The organism is Streptomyces sp. NPDC003327 (genome assembly GCF_053589515.1).
Map to the genome: position 1 here is coordinate 16,216 of NZ_JBSFSA010000032.1, position 15,644 is coordinate 31,859.

A 15,644-nucleotide genomic window follows, 5' to 3' on the forward strand; every position below is an offset into this window, starting at 1 on the left:
GATGACCAGTCGGCTCGACCAAACAGGGGTGTGTCATGCGGAAGTTGGCTACGGCGGTGCTGGCCGCGGGGCTGTTCTTCGGGGGGATGGGGGTGGCTGTCGCCGATTCCTGGCGCGACGTGGAGATGAAGACGGCAGGGGCCAAGTTCAAGGGCAGCTACCAGTGGCAGCCCAAGGGCCAGCCCCCGAGTGGTCTGCACCTCAAGGGCTCGCTCATCGACGCCGAGGCGACCGACGGCCACAACAACTACCTCAAGGTGAACATCGCCGGATACCCGGAGCGCCGCATCAAGGGGGTTCAGAAGAAGTCCGTCCAGGTCAACAAGGTCCTCTACGACCAAGCGCTGTTGATCACGCGTGAAGTGCAGGTGACGTTGTGCCGCGATCGCGGCGCTTTCCGTCCCGACAACTGCGCGCATACGCACTTCTTCAAGCGCAAGTAGTCCATTGATAGCGGGAGCCGCCACTCGGCGGCTCCCCCGTAACAAGGGCGCACTCCGATGGGCATCATTCTCCGCGCCGAGAGCGTGGATCTCTTCTACGACACGCAGCACGCCGTCCGGAGCGTGGACTTCACCCTTGAACAGGGCGAAGTTGCCGCCATTATGGGCAGCAGTGGGTCCGGAAAGTCGTCTCTTCTGTACTGTCTCGCCGGAGTTCTTCCACCTAGCAGCGGGAGCATCGCATTCGACGGCGTAGAATTTTCGTCGCTCCCTGATGGAGACTTGAGCGCGCTGCGCCGTCAGCGACTCGGATTCGTCTTCCAATACGGGGAGCTGCTGCCGGAGCTGACAGTCGAGGAAAATGCGGCTCTTCCCATGCGTCTGGCCGGCATCAGCAAGGAGCATGCGCACGCCGCTGCCGCCCAGGTACTTGGCCGGCTTGGAATGGGCGACCTGCTGCGCCGCAGAACCTCCAAGCTGTCGGGCGGTCAAAGCCAGCGCGTTGCAGTTGCACGCGCGCTGGTTCATCGTCCTGACATTGTCTTCGCGGATGAGCCAACAGGAGCGCTCGACAGTTCTAACGCCGATGCGGTTCTCAAGGAGTTCCTGAGCCTCGCTCGCCGGCAGAAAACGGCTGTGGTCATCGTGACGCACGACGCCAAGGTCGCCGCCATGGCAGACACGCAGTACGCGATGGCTGATGGCGTCCTGACGCAAAAGGTGACGGTGTGAACCCGTTCCTTCTGGGGATGCGACTGCTTTGGGGGAGCGAGCGACGCGGGCGGGTTCGCTTTCTCTTGATGACGTTGGGATCGGCCTTAGGCGTGGCTTGCCTTGCCGCAGTACTGACCATCCCCGGGATCCTCACAGCTCACGATGCCCGAACGGCCGCTCGTGAGCCGATGCCTGGCGACCCATCCAGCAGCGTCCTCTTTGCAGAGCGTATCGACCCGTACGGAAATGCACCTATCCGTCGTGTTTTCGTCGCGCGCGTCGGCACGGAACCGGGTCCGGTCCCTCCGGGGCTTACCAGGCTTCCCGAGGCGGGTGAAACCTTCATCTCGCCGAGGCTTGCCGAGATCTTGGCAACACGACCAGGCACGGCGGGTTTAGTTCCAGGAAGTGTGGCCGGTTTCATCGGAGCCGAAGGACTGGGAGGACAAGGCGACCTCTACGCCTACATCGGCACCCGGGCCACAAGTTTGGTCGATGCCGTTCCACTTGGAACGTTCGGAGTTGAGCATTCCCATCAGAAGATCATCGAGCCCTCCACGCTCGATATCCTTCGCTTCACTCTCGGGTGCATCGTTCTCCTTCCTCTCGTCATCTTCCTCTCCGTGTGCGCACGACTCTCGGGCGAATCCCGTGCCCGTCGGCTCGCCGCCCTCCGGCTCGTCGGGCTCAGTGCGCGAGACACGCTGCGGGTCAACGCCGGCGAAAGTGTCGCGGCCGCGTTCGTCGGGGCTGTGGTCGGGCTCCTCGGGTATCTCGGGGTCAATGAGATCGGGGCGCGGGTCGGGCTGCCGGGGTTGCAGTGGTTTCCGGCGGATGGGCGGCCCGAGTGGTCGACGTACGTCGTCTGTCTCATCGGGTGTCCGGCGCTCGCGTGGATCGTGGGGCAGTTCAGTGCCCGGCGCGCCGCGATGTCGCCGATCAGTGTGCGGCGGACCGGGGAGCGGCGGCCGCCGAGGATGTTCGGGACCTTGCTGTTGGTGCCCGGCCTCGGGGTGATCAGCGGCTACTGCGTCTTGAGTCTCACGGGGCGGGACCCGACGGGAGGATCGGCCAATTCACTGTTGGTTCCCGGTGCCGTGCTGCTCACCGGTGCTGGGCTCGTCTTCGGGCTGGCGCCGATCACCGCGTGGCTCGCGAAGCGGCTCGCGGGGGCGGCGAAGTCGTTGCCCATGGCGTTGGCGATGCGGCGGACCGAGGTGGATCCCGGCTCGTCCCTGCGGGTCGTCTCCGGGCTCGTCCTGCTGGTCTTCGGGGCCTCCCTCATGCAGGGGGTTCTCGTCGAACTGGACCAGGTCAGCCGACGCACGGCTCCGGTTCAGGAGTACGCCATCGGGCTTCACGACCTCGACGCCGACCAGCGACAGGCGCTCGAGCAGGTGCCAGGAGTCAAGGAGCGGGTGGTTTCCTACGACTCCTGGGACCCGCTGGACGGAAGCTACGTGGAGCACGCCACGATCGTGGTCGCCACCTGCAGGCAACTTGCTTCGCTCACCGAGCGCGCGACCGGGTGCGTGGACGGCAGGGTCATGCAGCTGAGGGACCAACGCACCCTCTACCAGGAAGACCCCAAGCCGGGCCAGCGCTTCCCGTTCGAACTCGAGGACGGCACGAAGACCACGATGACGGTCCCCCACGAGCGGATCGACGTCCTCCCTCACCCCGTCTCGGTCTTCCACTCAGGTGCCCTCCTCGTACCCCCCTCCCTCCTCCCCCCGGGCCTCGTCGATTCCAGCGGCACCCTCACCCTCTTCAGTGCCTCCGACGCCGGGACCGTGCGTGCCGTGCTCGACGGGATCGGGGCCGTGGCTCCGACCGCCGAGGTGGAGCCCGTGGGGATCGTGGTGGACGCGCTTGCGCAGCTCACCGTGGTGCGGAGTCTGCTGGGGGTTGGCATGGTGTTGGGGCTCGTCATCGGGGTGGCCGCGTTCGTGGTGTCCGTGGCCGATCGGGCCATGGAGCGGCGGGGGCAGGTGGCCGCGCTCGTGTTGTTGGGGGCGCGGGCGGGGACGTTGAGGGTGGTGCAGGTGGTGCAGGTGGTGGTGCCGTTGGTGGTGGGGTTGGGCGGTGCCGTCGTCGCCGGGTGGCTCGCCGAGTCCAGTTATCTGATCACCGGCGGTGGGGCGGTGCACTGGGACTGGGAGGCGTTGCCGTTGCTCGTCGCGTCCGCCCTCGGGGTGGTGCTGGTCGCCGGGGTGGCGTCCGTGCCCATGGTGCGGCGGCACGTCGATCCCGAGAGCATCCGGCGGGACTGACTAGGCCGCCAGGGTGTGGGCCGTGCGGCGCTGGATGCGGGTGGTGAGGGTCAGCGTCGCCGCCGACGCGAGGAGGCCCGCGGTGAGGGCCGTCCACCACAGCGTGGACGGGCCGAGCTGGGTGTAGGCCGTGACGCCGAGGCTCAGGGCCGCGAAGCGGGCCACGCCCCAGGTCCAGCTGAAGGCTCCCTGGTAGCGGCCGCGGGCGTGGGCGGGGGCGAGGTTGGCGACGATCGTGGCGGCGATGCCGGCGACGACGACCTCGCCGAGGGACCAGACGACGACCGACAGCGTGTAGCCGACGACGCCGTCGGCGAGGCCGGTGAGGGCGACTCCGATCGCGATCAGCGCACTGCCCGCGCTCTGGACGGGCAGCTGCGGCAGCCGGGCCAGCCGGGCGGTCGCGAAGGGCTGGAGCGCGACGACCAGGATCGCGTTGACCGCCGCCATCGCCCCGTACACCGCCGGGGAGAGGCCGCTGTCGCGGATGGCCAGCGGCAGGGCGACCTCGGTGAGGGAGTAGACGAAGAGCTGGACGCCGAAGAGCGGCAGCAGGAGCAGGGTGAGGCGGTCCCTCAGGACGACGCCGTAGCCGATGCCCTGCTTCTCGGGGGCGGCCGCGCGGGGCGGTTCCGGGACGCGGGCGGCGACGACCAGCGCGTACAGGAGCATCGAGCCGGCGTCGACGGCGAACAGCAGCCAGTAGCCGTGGGCGGCGAGGTAGCCGCCGAGGATGCCCGCGACGGCGGTGCCGATGTTGACGCCCCAGCCGAACAGGGCGTACGCGCGCCGGCGGCGGGTGGTGTCGACGGCGTCGGCCATCAGCGCGTACGCGGCCGGGGAGACCGTGCTCCCGGCCGTACTGATCAGGAGCGCGGCGGCGGCCATCGTCCAGACGCCCGGCGCGGCGAAGAGGGCGCCCTGGGCGGCGGCCGCGCCGATGAGGCCGATGAGCATGGTGGGGCGGCGGCCGAGGCGGTCGGCGAGGATGCCGCCGAGTGCCGGGCCGAGGAGGTTGCCCGCGCCGAGCGCGCCGAGGACGTACGTCGTCTCGGCGCCCGTCACCCCGCGCGAGGCGAGGTAGAAGACCAGGAAGGGCGTGACGAGGTAGCCGAGACGGTTGACGATCGTTCCGGCGAAGATCGTCCAGACCAGGGGCGGGAGGTCGTGGAAGGGCTTGAGGGGGGAGGAGTGAGGAGGCATGGGGGGAGCGTGCAGGGGGGTGCGCACGTCGCTCCAATGATTAAGCTCAGCACGAATCCAATGACCACCCCTGGGGGACGAACCGTGCAATCCGGACTCAGCTTCTCCGCCGCGGACCTCGCCCAGACCCGTTTCGCCGTCTCCCCCATGTGGGAGGTCGTCACCAGCTTCCGCGTCCTCGCCCGCGGCTCCGACACCGGTCTGCACCACCGCCGTTGGGCCGACCAGGTGCGGCCCCGGCTCAGCCGGGCCGGGCTCGACCGCGGCTGGCTCGCCGCGCTGGTCCCCTCCGGCGGCTACCTCGCCGACTTCCTCAACCCCACCCCCTCCGGGCCCTTCCCCGCCCTCGGCGCCGAACTCGACGCGATCCGCCGCACCCCGCCCGCCCAGGTCCGCGACGACCTCGCGACGCTCCTCGCCGAGCGCGCGGAGAACCCGCGCCTCCGGCTGCTGCACGAGGCCCCCGAGCAGGCGCTGCGCAAGGTCACCGACGAGATCGAGACGTACTGGGAGCTGGCCCTCGCCCCGTACTGGGCGAGGATCCAGAAGGTGCTGGAGGCCGACGTCTTCCACCGGGCCCGGCAGGTCGCCGAGCACGGTTCGGCGCGGGTGCTCGGCGAGCTGCACGAGACCGTACGGTGGGACGACGGCACCCTGCGGCTCGTACGGCGGCACTGCGCGCTCACCCGCGACCAGGCGGGCTCGGGGCTCCTGCTCGTGCCGTCCGTCTTCGCCTGGCCCAGGGTCCTGACCCGTTCCGTACCGCCGGACCCGCCCCAACTCGCCTACCCGGCACGGGGGATCGGCGCCCTGTGGGAGCCGCGACCGATCGGTGGCGCGACGGAGGCGGTCGCCGCCGTCCTCGGACGCTCCCGCACCCTGCTCCTCGCCGAACTCGACACGCCCGCCTCCACCACCCAACTCGCCGCGCACTGCGGGCTCTCGGCGGCCGGGGTCTCGCAGCACCTCATCGCCCTGCGCAACGCCGGGCTCGTGACCGCCCACCGCAGCGGGCGGTCCGTCCTCTACGCGAGGACCGCCGTCGCCGATCAACTCCTGCATCCGTGACGGCGCTTCGGGGGGCGGGAGTGGGGCCCCCGCGGGCCTTGCCTTCGAGTGCACTCCACTCCCTAGAGTGCGCGCATGCGCTATCGAGTACTCGGCGGGACCGGGATCGACGTCAGCACCTACTGCCTCGGCACCATGATGTTCGGAGCCGTCGGCAATCCGGACCACCGGGAGTCCGTACGGATCATCCACGCCGCCCTCGACAGCGGCATCAACGTCGTCGACACGGCCGACATGTACTCGGCCGGAGAGTCCGAAGAGATCGTCGGCAAGGCGCTGCGCGATCCGCGGCGCCGGGCCGAGACCGTCCTCGCCACCAAGGTGTACTTCCCGATGGGCGAGGGGCCCAACAGGGGCGGTCTGTCGCGCCGTTGGATCACGCGTGCCGTCGAGGACAGCCTGCGGCGGCTCGGCACCGACTGGATCGACCTCTACCAGGTGCACCGGCCCGATCACCGTACCGACATCGAGGAGACCCTCGACGTCCTCGGCGACCTCGTCGGCCAGGGCAAGATCCGGGCGTTCGGCTGTTCCACCTTCCCCGCCGAGGAGATCGTCGAGGCGCACGCCGTCGCCGAGCGGCGCGGGCTGCGCCGCTTCCGCTCCGAGCAGCCGCCGTACTCGCTGCTCGCGCGCGGCGTGGAGACCTCCGTGCTGCCCGTGGCCCAGCGGTACGGGATGGGCGTGCTGACCTGGAGCCCGCTCGCGTCCGGGTTCCTCACCGGCCGGTACCGCAAGGGACAGCCGATCGACCTGACCAGCGGGCGGCCCGCGCTCACCCCGCACCGCTTCGACCCGAGCCTGCCGCGGAACGCCGCCAAGCTGGACGCCGTCGAGGAGTTCGTCGCGCTCGCCGACGAGATCGGCTGCTCGCTTCCCGAGCTCGCGATCGCCTTCGTCGCCGCACACCCGGCCGTGACCTCCGTGATCCTGGGGCCGCGCACCATGGAGCAGCTGGAGGGGCTCCTCAAGGGGGCGCCCGTGCTCCTGACCGACGAGATCCTGGACCGCATCGACGCGATCGTGCCGCCGGGGACCGATCTGTATCCGCCGGACGGTGCCTGGCGGTCGCCCGTCCTCACGGACGCGTCGCTGCGGCGGCGACCCCTGGCTGAGCGCGCCGCGTCCTGAGCCGGGCCCGCCGTGAGCCTCGTGGCGGGCCGGGGCGGGGGCCCGCCGCGAGCCCGGCACGATCGGCGAGACACCCCCTAGTGGCGGGTGGCCACCGCCGGGACGCCCAGGTCGGAGAGGCCGTCGAGGATCAGGTCCACGCCGACGGCGGCGAGCAGCAGGCCGAGGAGTCGGCCGAGGAGTTCGATCGTGGCGTGGTGGGTGCGGCGCAGGACGCCGGCGAGCAGCACGACGCAGACCAGGTCGAGGGCGATGACCGCCACGTACGCGCCGACGACCGTCGAGCGCCAGCTGAAGGAGTAGCGGGCGGCCGCCTCGATGAGCACGGCGGTCATGGCGAGCGGGCTCACGACGTACGGCATGAGCAGTTCGCGCACGCCGCTGACCACGTCCGGGGTGTCCTGGTGGGGGCCGTCGGAGCCGAGGTGGAGGCCGAGGACGAGGCCGACGGCGTAGATGAAGAAGATGACGCCGCCCGCGAGCTGGAGCGCGGGCGTGCTGATGTGGAACACGTCGAGCAGCCAGGGCGCCGTGATGCCGGTGACGAGGCCGACGAGCACCGCCGCGCCCGAGGAGATCAGGGCGATGGTGCGGAGCCGGGCGACGGGGTGGGCCTGGGCGAGTCCGGCGAACGCGAGCAGCACCTTCGGGGGTCCGACGACGGAGAAGAAGGTGATGAAGGCGGCGGAGAAGGTGAATGCGTGCACGGCGTCATCATCGTGCGGGCGAGTGATTTATCCCGGTTTTGGGACAGCGCTCCGCGCGGTGTCGAGAACCCGGTGGCCGCTCCGACTCTTCTGCGTGAGACAGCCGCAGGCACACGCGACGAGGAGGACGTCATGAAGTACCTGGTGATGGTGCTCGGCTCCGAGGCCGACTACGAGGCGATGGTGGGGCGCGGCTCCGCCGGCAGTCCGTCGTGGAACAAGGAGCAGCTCCAGGTCATGTACGACCACATGAACACGATCAACAAGGAGCTGACGGAGTCCGGCGAGCTCCTCGACGCCCAGGGCCTCGCCGCGCCGTCCACGACCCGCTTCGTGACGGTGGACGGCTCCGGCCGCCCGGTCGTCACGGACGGCCCGTACGCGGAGACGAAGGAGGTCCTCGCCGGGTTCTGGCTGCTCGACTGCGCGGGCCTGGACCGGGTCACGGAGATCGCCGCCCAGGTCGCCCGCTGCCCGCAGCCGGAGGGCGCCCCCGAGTACCCGGTGGTGATCCGCCCGGTCGACGAGACGGGCCCGACGCAGGACTGAGCGCGTACGGGGCGTGGGCCCCGCTCCCGGAGGGGTGCGGGCCCGCGCCGTCGTCGTTCAGTGGAGGCCGTGGGGGCCCGAGGGGCTGGTGGGGCGGCCCGGGGGGATCAGGAACGGGGAGGCCACGGCGGCGGCCACCGCCGTCAGGGTGCAGAAGGTGAACGCCGCCGTGAAGCCGCCCTCCGTCACGGTGGGGGCGGCCGTCGTCGTGGCGGCCGTCGTCGTGGCGGCCGTCGTCGTGGTGAGCGCCAGGGTCGAGACGAGGGCCACGCCGATCGAACCGCCCAGTTCGTGGAAGGTGTTGACGATGCCGGAGGCGAGACCGGCCTCGTGCGGGGCGATCAGGCCGAGGGCCGTCGTCGTGGCCGTGACGAAGACGGCGCCGAGGCCGAGCGCGGCCGTGGCGAGGGCGGGGAGCAGGGTCGTCCAGGGGTTCGCGTCCGGGGTGAGGAAGGTCAGCGGCAGGCAGCCGAGGGCCGCGATCGCCAGCCCGCCGGCGGCGCATGCGCGGGGGCCGGCCGTGGCGACGAGGCGGGAGCCCAGGTGGGCGCCGATCGCGGTGGTGAGGGCGACGGGGAGGAAGACGAGGCCCGTGCGGAGGGCGTCCAGGCCGTGGACGTGCTGGAGCCTGATCGAGCCGAGGAAGAAGAAGGAGATCAGGAGCGCGGTGGCGACCAGCATGAGGACCGCGCCCGCGACGACCGGGCGTCGGGTGAGCATCCGGAGGTCCATGAGCGGGGCGCGGCTCGCCCGCTCGACGGCGGCGAACGCGCCGTAGAGGACGAGCGCCCCGAAGAGGGGGAGGAGCGTGGCGGCGGAGGTCCAGCCGCTGTCGCCCGCCTGGACGAGGCCGTAGACGAGCGCGCCGGTGGCGGCGGTGACGAGCAGCGCCCCGGGGACGTCGGCGCGGGAAGCGGGGTCGCCGGGGGCGTGGTGGCCGCCGGGGGCGTGGTGGCCGCCGGGGACATCGGGACCGGGGGCGTGGGGGGTGCCGGGGGTCGGGGCCGCCGCCCGCGCGGGGAGGAGCTTCGGGAGGGCGGCCAGGAGGGCGAGGCCGACGGGGGCGTTCACGAGGAAGATCCAGGGCCAGCCGGGGCCGTCGGTGAGCGCGCCGCCGAGCAGGACGCCCACGGCCGAGCCGGTGCCGCCGATCGCGGCCCAGGCCCCGAGGGCGCGGGCCCGTTCGCGGCCGTGGAAGCCGGTCGTGACCAGGGAGAGCGCGGCCGGGGAGAGCAGGGCGGCGCCAATGCCCTGGGCGATGCGGCCGCCGAGGAGGACGGCGGCGTTCGGGGCGAGGCCGCAGGCGAGCGAGGCGGCGGTGAAGAGGGCGAGGCCGGTGAGGAGGACCCGGCGGGCGCCGAGGGTGTCGGCGAGGCGTCCGCCGAGGAGCATCAGGCCGCCGAAGCAGAGGGTGTACGCGGTGACGACCCAGGTCAGGGCCGTACGCCCGAGGTCCAGGTCGGCGGCGATGGCGGGCAGGGCGACGTTCACGACGGTGACGTCGAGCACCAGCATGAACTGGGCGGCGCAGAGCAGCGCCAGGGCCGTCCAGCGGCGGCGGTCGGGCGGGGCGGGGGTCGGGACATGCACGGAAGCCGTCATGAACTGAACTGTACGGCACAGTACAGTTGAACTCAAGGGTACAGTTGGGTTGGTAGGGTTCCCCCATGAGCGCCCAGCCCCCGAAGCCCGCACCCACCGGCGCCCGCGCCGCCGCCAAGCGCCAGGCCATCGTGCGGGCCGCCCGCGCCCTCTTCCTCCGGGAGGGCTTCGGCGTCGGCATGGACGCCATCGCCGCCGAGGCGGGCGTCTCCAAGGTCACCGTCTACAACCACTTCGGCAGCAAGGAAGCGCTCTTCACCGCCGTCGTCGCGGGCGCCCTCGACGACCCCCTCCAGCAGGAGGGGACCGGGGACCCGGACCTCTCGCGGCTCGCCGCCGCCGAGGACCCGCGGGAGCTGCGGTCGGCCCTGCTCGACGCCGCCCACGCCTGGGTACGGGCCGTCCGGGCCGACGAGGAGGCCCGCGCCCTGCGCACCCTCGTCGCCACCGAGCTGCACCGCTTCCCGGAGCTGGGCCGCGCCTGGGGCGCCCACGGCCCGGCCGGCCACCACCCCGCCGTGGCGGACGCCCTGCGCGCACTCGCGGACCGGGGGCTGCTCGCCGTGCCGGACCTGGAAGTGGCCGTCCTCCAGCTCTACTCGCTGCTCGTCTTTCCGCAGATGGTCTTCGAGCAGTACGGCACCGAGCTGGGCGACGGGCTGAGCGAGCGGCTCCTCGTGGACGGGGTGGAGATGTTCCTGCGGCGCTACGCCGCCTGACGCGGGTGACGCGCCTGGCGCGGTGACGCGGGTGTCATCCTTGGACGTCGACGGAGTCCCGCCCCGGGAGTAAAATTACCCCCTGGGGTATCCGGGGGCATCCATGGAGGAGTGGTAGTGGAACTGGATCTCGCGGGCGCGGAGCTCAAGGCCGTCCTGAACCGGCTGCGCCGGGCGCAGGGCCAGATCTCCGGCGTGATCCGGATGATCGAGGAGGGCCGGGACTGCGAGGAGGTCGTCACCCAGCTGGCCGCCGCCTCCCGCGCCCTGGACCGGGCCGGGTTCGCGATCATCGCGACCGGGCTCCAGCAGTGCCTCACCGACGTCGAGGACGGCCGCCGGAACGGCGAGGACCGCGACCAGATGCGCGCCCGCCTGGAGAAGCTCTTCCTCTCCCTCGCCTGAGCCGGTCACACCCCTGCCCCGAGCCCCCTGGCCGCGGCCGTCGAACCGCTCCCCAGGCCGCGCCGTACGAGAGAAGCGCCCCCGGAACCGATATCGGGGGCGCTTCTCCCGTACGGGCCCAGGCCGGGCCCGGCCGGAGCCGGGGCCGTCAGTCGTCCGCGAGGCCCTTCAGGCGCTTCGTGATGCGGGTCAGGCGCTCGCCCTGGTAGCGGGCGGCCCGGAGGACGTTCTCGTCGGGGGCGCCGTTCGCGCCCGGGTGCGCGGTGCCGTAGGGGTTGCCGCCGGCCGCGTACACCGAGGCGTCGGTGAAGCCCGGGGAGACGATGACCGAGCCCCAGTGGTGGAAGGTGTTGTAGAGCGCGAGCAGCGTCGACTCGTTGCCGCCGTGGAGGTTGTGGGCGCTGGTGAAGGCGGTCGCGGGCTTGTCCGCGGTGACGCCCCGCTGCCACAGGCCGCCGGTGGTGTCGATGAACTGCTTCAGCTGCGCGGCCACGTTGCCGTAGCGGGTCGGGGAGCCGAAGGCGTAGGCGTCGGCCCACTCGATGTCGTCGAGCGCGGCGACCTCGACGTCCCCGGTGGCCTCGACGTGGGCCCGCCAGGCCGGGTTGGCGTCGATGGCCGCGTCGGGGGCGAGCTCGGCGACCCGGCGGAGGCGGACCTCGGCGCCGGCCTTCTCGGCGCCCTCGGCGACGGCCTGGGCGAGCTGGTGGACGGAACCCGTGGCCGAGTAGTAGATGACGGCGACCTTGACGGACATGGCGAACACTCCTCAACCGGATGGCTTTCCGCTTTCACCGTCGAGCCTAATCGGATAGGAATCCGTTTCGCAAGCGGAACCGGTATGCTCGGATCGGGACACGCGATCGGGGGGAGCGCGACGAAGGGCAGGAGCACGGCGATGAGCACGAGAAAACCGCAGGCCAGAGAGGCTTCGGCCCCCTTGCTCAGCCTGCTGCCCGGAACCGGCGCGGGCGCCGGGACGGGTGCGGGACCCGCCCCCGAGCGCGCCGACGCCGCCCGCAACCGCCGCAGGATCCTCGACGCGGCGGCCCGGATCGTCGCCGAGCGGGGCCCCGACGCGGTCACCATGAACCAGGTCGCCCACGCCAGCGGCATCGGCGTCGGCACCGTCTACCGCCGCTTCGGGGACGTGAACCAGCTCCTGTGGGCGCTCCTCGACGAGCGCGAGCGGGTGTTCCAGGAGGCGTTCATGAGCGGCCCGCCGCCGCTCGGCCCCGGCGCCCCGGCCGCCGAGCGGCTCGACGCCTTCCTGGACGCGCTCGTCGACCGGATCGGCGAGCAGCGCGAGATCCTGCTGGCGGCGCACTCGGCCGCGCCCCGCGCACGGTACGCGGGCGGGGCGTACCAGCTGATGCACACGCACGTGGCGATGCTGATCGGACAGCTGAAGCCCGGGGCCGACGCCCCGCTCCTCGCCCACCTGCTGCTCGCGCCGTTCTCCCCCGACCTCATGAACCAGCTGACCGTGGAGGAGGCCCGCCCGACGGACCGCCTCAAGGCCGGGATACGGGAGCTGCTGGCCCTGCGAGCGGACGACACCGCCTGAGGGCCCGGGCCCTCAGGCCCCGTGGCCCCTGCCCTCAGGCCCCGTCGCCCCGGGCCCCGCCCCCGCCCGCGCCCCCCAGCGCCGCGAGTCCGTCGAGCACCCGCGCCAGTCCGAAGGCGTACGCGTGCTCCGCGTCGTACATCCCGCCGTACGCGACCGCCGCCGCCTCCCCCACCCGGGCCGCCAGCGGGAACCGCTCCCCGTCGAACATCCGGGACAGCAGCGGCTCGTGGGCCTCCCACCACTCCCCGTCCGACATCGCGCTCTCCCGCGCCACCGCCCGCGCGTCCAGCTCCGCCCGGGCGCTGACCTGCACGAAGCCGAGCAGGTGCGTCAGCGCCGAGTCGCGGTCGACGTCGGCGAGGCCGAGGCCCTCGAAGGCGCCGAGCTCGTACTCGTACTTGGTCATCACGCCCGGCCCCAGCGGGGCGCGCACGATGCGCAGCTCCACCAGCCACGGGTGGCGCAGGTGCAGGGCCCGGTTGGCGTCGGCGACCGAGGTGACGCGGGAGCGCCAGGGCTCGTCCGGGGCGAAGGGCGGCCGGTCCATGCGCAGGAAGGCGGTGTCGAGCATCAGGTCGAGCAGCTCGGCCTTGCCGGGGACGTACGTGTAGAGGGTCATCGGGGTGACGCCGAGGTGGTGGGCGACCGCGCGCATGGTCAGCGCGGCGAGTCCGCCCTCGTCGGCGAGGGACAGGGCCGCGTCGACGACCGCGTCGACGGTGAGGCCCTGCCGGGGGCCGCGACGGCCGGCGGCCGGTGCGGTGCCGTCCCGCCAGAGCAGTTCGAGCGTGCGCGCCGGGTCGCCCGCGCCGCTGCTGTCCTTGCCCTTCGCCCGTTCCGCCATGGGGTCCATTCTCGCAGGTCAGGGCCGGTCGTCCGACTCCGGCCCATAATTTTATACAGCGTATAGAGTATCCTGGCCCGCAGATGGGACCACTCACCGGAGGCGCCACGATGAACACGCCGATCGCAGCGGACGGCCACCACGTCATTCAGGTCCGCGGGGCCCGGCAGAACAACCTCAGGAACATCGACGTCGACCTCCCCAAGCGCCGCCTCACCGTCTTCACCGGAGTCTCCGGCTCCGGGAAGTCCTCGCTCGTCTTCGGCACCATCGCCGCCGAGTCGCAGCGCCTGATCAACGAGACGTACAGCGCCTTCCTCCAGTCCTTCATGCCCACCCTCTCCCGCCCCGACGTGGACGGGCTGCACAACCTCAGCGCCTCGATCGTCGTCGACCAGGAGCGGATGGGCGCCAACGCGCGCTCCACCGTGGGCACCGCCACCGACGCGTACACGATGCTGCGGATCGTCTTCAGCCGCCTCGGCACCCCCCGCATCGGCACCTCCGCGGCCTTCAGCTTCAACCTGCCCGAGGGCATGTGCCCCCGCTGCGAGGGCGCCGGGGAGGTCTCCGACATCGACGTCGACGAACTCGTCGACCGGTCGAAGTCGCTCGACGAGGGCGCGATCACCGTCCCCCACTTCGCCGTGGACTCCTGGTACTGGCGGATCATGGCCGAGTCCGGCTTCTACGACCCCGCCAAGAAGCTCGCCGACTTCACCGAGACGGAGTGGGAGGACTTCCTCCACCGGCCGGCCTGCAAGGTGAAGGCCGGCAGCAACACCTTCACCTACGAGGGGCTCGTCCCCAAGGTCCAGCGGCTCTTCCTCGCCAAGGACCGCGACGGCCTCCAGTCCCACATCCGCGCCTTCGTCGACCGGGCGGTCGTCTTCCGCACCTGCCCCGAGTGCGAGGGCGCCCGGCTGACCCGGGCCGCGCTCTCCTCCCGCATCGACGGCGTGAACATCGCCGAGTGCTCGGCGATGCAGATCAGCGACCTCGCCGCGTTCGTCCGCCGGATCGAGGACCCCTCCGTCGCCCCGCTCCTCGCGGGCCTGCGCGAACTCCTCGACTCCCTCGTCGAGATCGGCCTCGGCTATCTGAGCCTGGACCGGCCGGCCGGCACGCTCTCCGGCGGCGAGGCCCAGCGCGTGAAGATGGTCCGCCACCTCGGCTCCCCCCTCACCGACGTCACGTACGTCTTCGACGAGCCGACCACCGGACTGCACCCGCACGACGTCCAGCGCATGAACGACCTGCTGCTCCGCCTGCGCGACAAGGGCAACACCGTCCTCGTCGTCGAGCACAAGCCCGAGGTCATCGAGATCGCCGACCACGTCGTCGACCTCGGCCCGCGGGCCGGGACGGCGGGCGGCGCGCTGTGCTACAGCGGCGACGTGGCGGGCCTGCGCACGTCCGGCACGCTCACCGGCGAACACCTCGCCCACCGGGCGAAGCTCCGCCCCGAGGTGCGCACGCCCACCGGCCACCTCGCGATCACCGGCGCCGACCAGCACAACCTCCGCGACGTCGACGTGCGGATCCCGACCGGGGTGCTGACGGTCGTCACCGGCGTCGCCGGGTCCGGGAAGTCCTCCCTGATCCACGGCAACCTGCCGGGCCGCCCGGGGGTCGTCGTCGCCGACCAGTCGCCGATCCGCGGCTCGCGCCGCTCGAACCCGGCGACGTACACGGGCCTCCTCGGCCCGATCCGCACCGCCTTCGCCAAGGCCAACGGCGTCAAGGCGGCCCTGTTCAGCGCCAACTCCGAGGGCGCCTGCCCCAAGTGCGCCGGCCTCGGGCTCATCCACACGGACCTGGCCATCGCCGGCGGCGTCACCTCGGTCTGCGAGCAGTGCGAGGGCAAGCGGTTCACGCCCGAGGTCCTCACCCACACCCTGAACGGCCGGAACATCCACGAGGTCCTGTCGATGGCCGTCGAGGAGGCGTACGACTTCTTCACCGGCGGCCAGGCCCGCACGATCCTCGGCCGCATGAAGGACGTCGGCCTCGGCTACCTCCGGCTCGGCCAGCCGCTCAACACCCTCTCGGGCGGCGAGCGGCAGCGCCTCAAGCTCGCCATCCACATGGCGGAGAAGGGCGCCACCTACGTCCTCGACGAGCCGACGACCGGACTCCACCTCGCCGACGTGGACCAGCTCCTCGCCCTCCTCGACCGGCTGGTCGACGCGGGCAACACGGTCGTCGTGATCGAGCACCACCAGGCGGTCATGGCCCACGCCGACTGGCTGATCGACCTCGGCCCCGGCGCCGGCCACGACGGCGGCCTCGTCGTCTTCGAGGGCACGCCGGCCGAACTCGTCGAGAAAGGCGACACCCTGACGGCGCGTCACCTCCGGCGGTACGTGGGCGGCTGAGAGGCCCCGGGCGGAGGCCGCACGGAGCCCCGGGCGGG

At 71.9% G+C, this 15,644-nt stretch carries 15 protein-coding genes; 10 read left to right on the plus strand and 5 right to left on the minus strand.

Going from position 1 to position 15,644, the window contains the following annotated elements:
• Positions 1–35 precede the first annotated feature (35 nt).
• Genes ACWDVG_RS22345 through ACWDVG_RS22355 form a run of 3 tightly spaced genes read left to right on the plus strand, consistent with a single transcriptional unit; the run spans position 36 to position 3,430 of the window.
• Positions 36–443 carry a hypothetical protein gene (locus ACWDVG_RS22345; RefSeq protein ID WP_451701111.1) on the plus strand — a complete coding sequence of 136 codons (408 nt, stop codon included), beginning with the start codon at positions 36–38 and terminating at the stop codon, positions 441–443.
• A 57-nt stretch (positions 444–500) separates the two neighbouring features.
• Positions 501–1,175: an ABC transporter ATP-binding protein gene (locus ACWDVG_RS22350; RefSeq protein ID WP_451701112.1), complete on the plus strand. Its 675-nt coding sequence runs from the start codon at positions 501–503 to the stop codon at positions 1,173–1,175.
• Between the two features lie 17 nt (positions 1,176–1,192).
• On the plus strand, positions 1,193–3,430 hold the full coding sequence (locus ACWDVG_RS22355; RefSeq protein ID WP_451701179.1) for an FtsX-like permease family protein: 2,238 nt from the start codon (positions 1,193–1,195) through the stop codon (positions 3,428–3,430).
• Here the strand turns inward: ACWDVG_RS22355 and ACWDVG_RS22360 are convergent, their stop codons facing one another.
• On the minus strand, positions 3,431–4,633 hold the full coding sequence (locus ACWDVG_RS22360; RefSeq protein ID WP_451701113.1) for an MFS transporter: 1,203 nt from the start codon (positions 4,631–4,633) through the stop codon (positions 3,431–3,433).
• An 84-nt stretch (positions 4,634–4,717) separates the two neighbouring features.
• Here ACWDVG_RS22360 and ACWDVG_RS22365 point away from each other — a divergent pair, with 84 nt between their 5' ends.
• Positions 4,718–5,701 carry a DUF5937 family protein gene (locus ACWDVG_RS22365; protein ID WP_451701114.1) on the plus strand — a complete coding sequence of 328 codons (984 nt, stop codon included), beginning with the start codon at positions 4,718–4,720 and terminating at the stop codon, positions 5,699–5,701.
• 75 nt (positions 5,702–5,776) lie between these two features.
• Positions 5,777–6,832 carry an aldo/keto reductase gene (locus ACWDVG_RS22370; protein ID WP_451701115.1) on the plus strand — a complete coding sequence of 352 codons (1,056 nt, stop codon included), beginning with the start codon at positions 5,777–5,779 and terminating at the stop codon, positions 6,830–6,832.
• Positions 6,833–6,909: 77 nt separating this feature from the next.
• On the opposite strand, the gene ACWDVG_RS22375 is transcribed toward ACWDVG_RS22370, so the two are convergent.
• Positions 6,910–7,539, minus strand: coding sequence for a MarC family protein (locus ACWDVG_RS22375; RefSeq protein ID WP_451701117.1), 630 nt, complete (start codon positions 7,537–7,539; stop codon positions 6,910–6,912).
• A gap of 132 nt (positions 7,540–7,671) precedes the next feature.
• On the opposite strand from ACWDVG_RS22375, the gene ACWDVG_RS22380 reads away from it, so the two are divergent.
• Positions 7,672–8,088 carry a YciI family protein gene (locus ACWDVG_RS22380; protein WP_451701118.1) on the plus strand — a complete coding sequence of 139 codons (417 nt, stop codon included), beginning with the start codon at positions 7,672–7,674 and terminating at the stop codon, positions 8,086–8,088.
• 57 nt (positions 8,089–8,145) lie between these two features.
• Here the strand turns inward: ACWDVG_RS22380 and ACWDVG_RS22385 are convergent, their stop codons facing one another.
• Positions 8,146–9,690, minus strand: coding sequence for an MFS transporter (locus ACWDVG_RS22385; RefSeq protein ID WP_451701119.1), 1,545 nt, complete (start codon positions 9,688–9,690; stop codon positions 8,146–8,148).
• A gap of 65 nt (positions 9,691–9,755) precedes the next feature.
• On the opposite strand from ACWDVG_RS22385, the gene ACWDVG_RS22390 reads away from it, so the two are divergent.
• Positions 9,756–10,409 carry a TetR/AcrR family transcriptional regulator gene (locus ACWDVG_RS22390; RefSeq protein WP_451701120.1) on the plus strand — a complete coding sequence of 218 codons (654 nt, stop codon included), beginning with the start codon at positions 9,756–9,758 and terminating at the stop codon, positions 10,407–10,409.
• A gap of 117 nt (positions 10,410–10,526) precedes the next feature.
• Positions 10,527–10,814, plus strand: coding sequence for a metal-sensitive transcriptional regulator (locus ACWDVG_RS22395; RefSeq protein WP_451701122.1), 288 nt, complete (start codon positions 10,527–10,529; stop codon positions 10,812–10,814).
• Positions 10,815–10,962: 148 nt separating this feature from the next.
• Here ACWDVG_RS22395 and wrbA read toward each other — a convergent pair whose 3' ends face one another.
• Positions 10,963–11,571, minus strand: a complete 609-nt coding sequence (wrbA, locus tag ACWDVG_RS22400; protein ID WP_451701123.1) for an NAD(P)H:quinone oxidoreductase — start codon at positions 11,569–11,571, stop codon at positions 10,963–10,965.
• A gap of 141 nt (positions 11,572–11,712) precedes the next feature.
• Between wrbA and ACWDVG_RS22405 the strand changes: the two genes are divergently transcribed.
• Positions 11,713–12,381, plus strand: coding sequence for a TetR/AcrR family transcriptional regulator (locus ACWDVG_RS22405; RefSeq protein ID WP_451701125.1), 669 nt, complete (start codon positions 11,713–11,715; stop codon positions 12,379–12,381).
• A 34-nt stretch (positions 12,382–12,415) separates the two neighbouring features.
• Here the strand turns inward: ACWDVG_RS22405 and ACWDVG_RS22410 are convergent, their stop codons facing one another.
• Positions 12,416–13,228, minus strand: a complete 813-nt coding sequence (locus tag ACWDVG_RS22410) for a TetR/AcrR family transcriptional regulator (RefSeq protein ID WP_451701127.1) — start codon at positions 13,226–13,228, stop codon at positions 12,416–12,418.
• Between the two features lie 110 nt (positions 13,229–13,338).
• Here ACWDVG_RS22410 and ACWDVG_RS22415 point away from each other — a divergent pair, with 110 nt between their 5' ends.
• The gene (locus ACWDVG_RS22415; protein ID WP_451701128.1) at positions 13,339–15,606 is read left to right on the plus strand and encodes an ATP-binding cassette domain-containing protein; all 2,268 of its coding nucleotides are present in this window, start codon (positions 13,339–13,341) and stop codon (positions 15,604–15,606) included.
• The last annotated feature ends 38 nt before the right edge of the window (positions 15,607–15,644 follow it).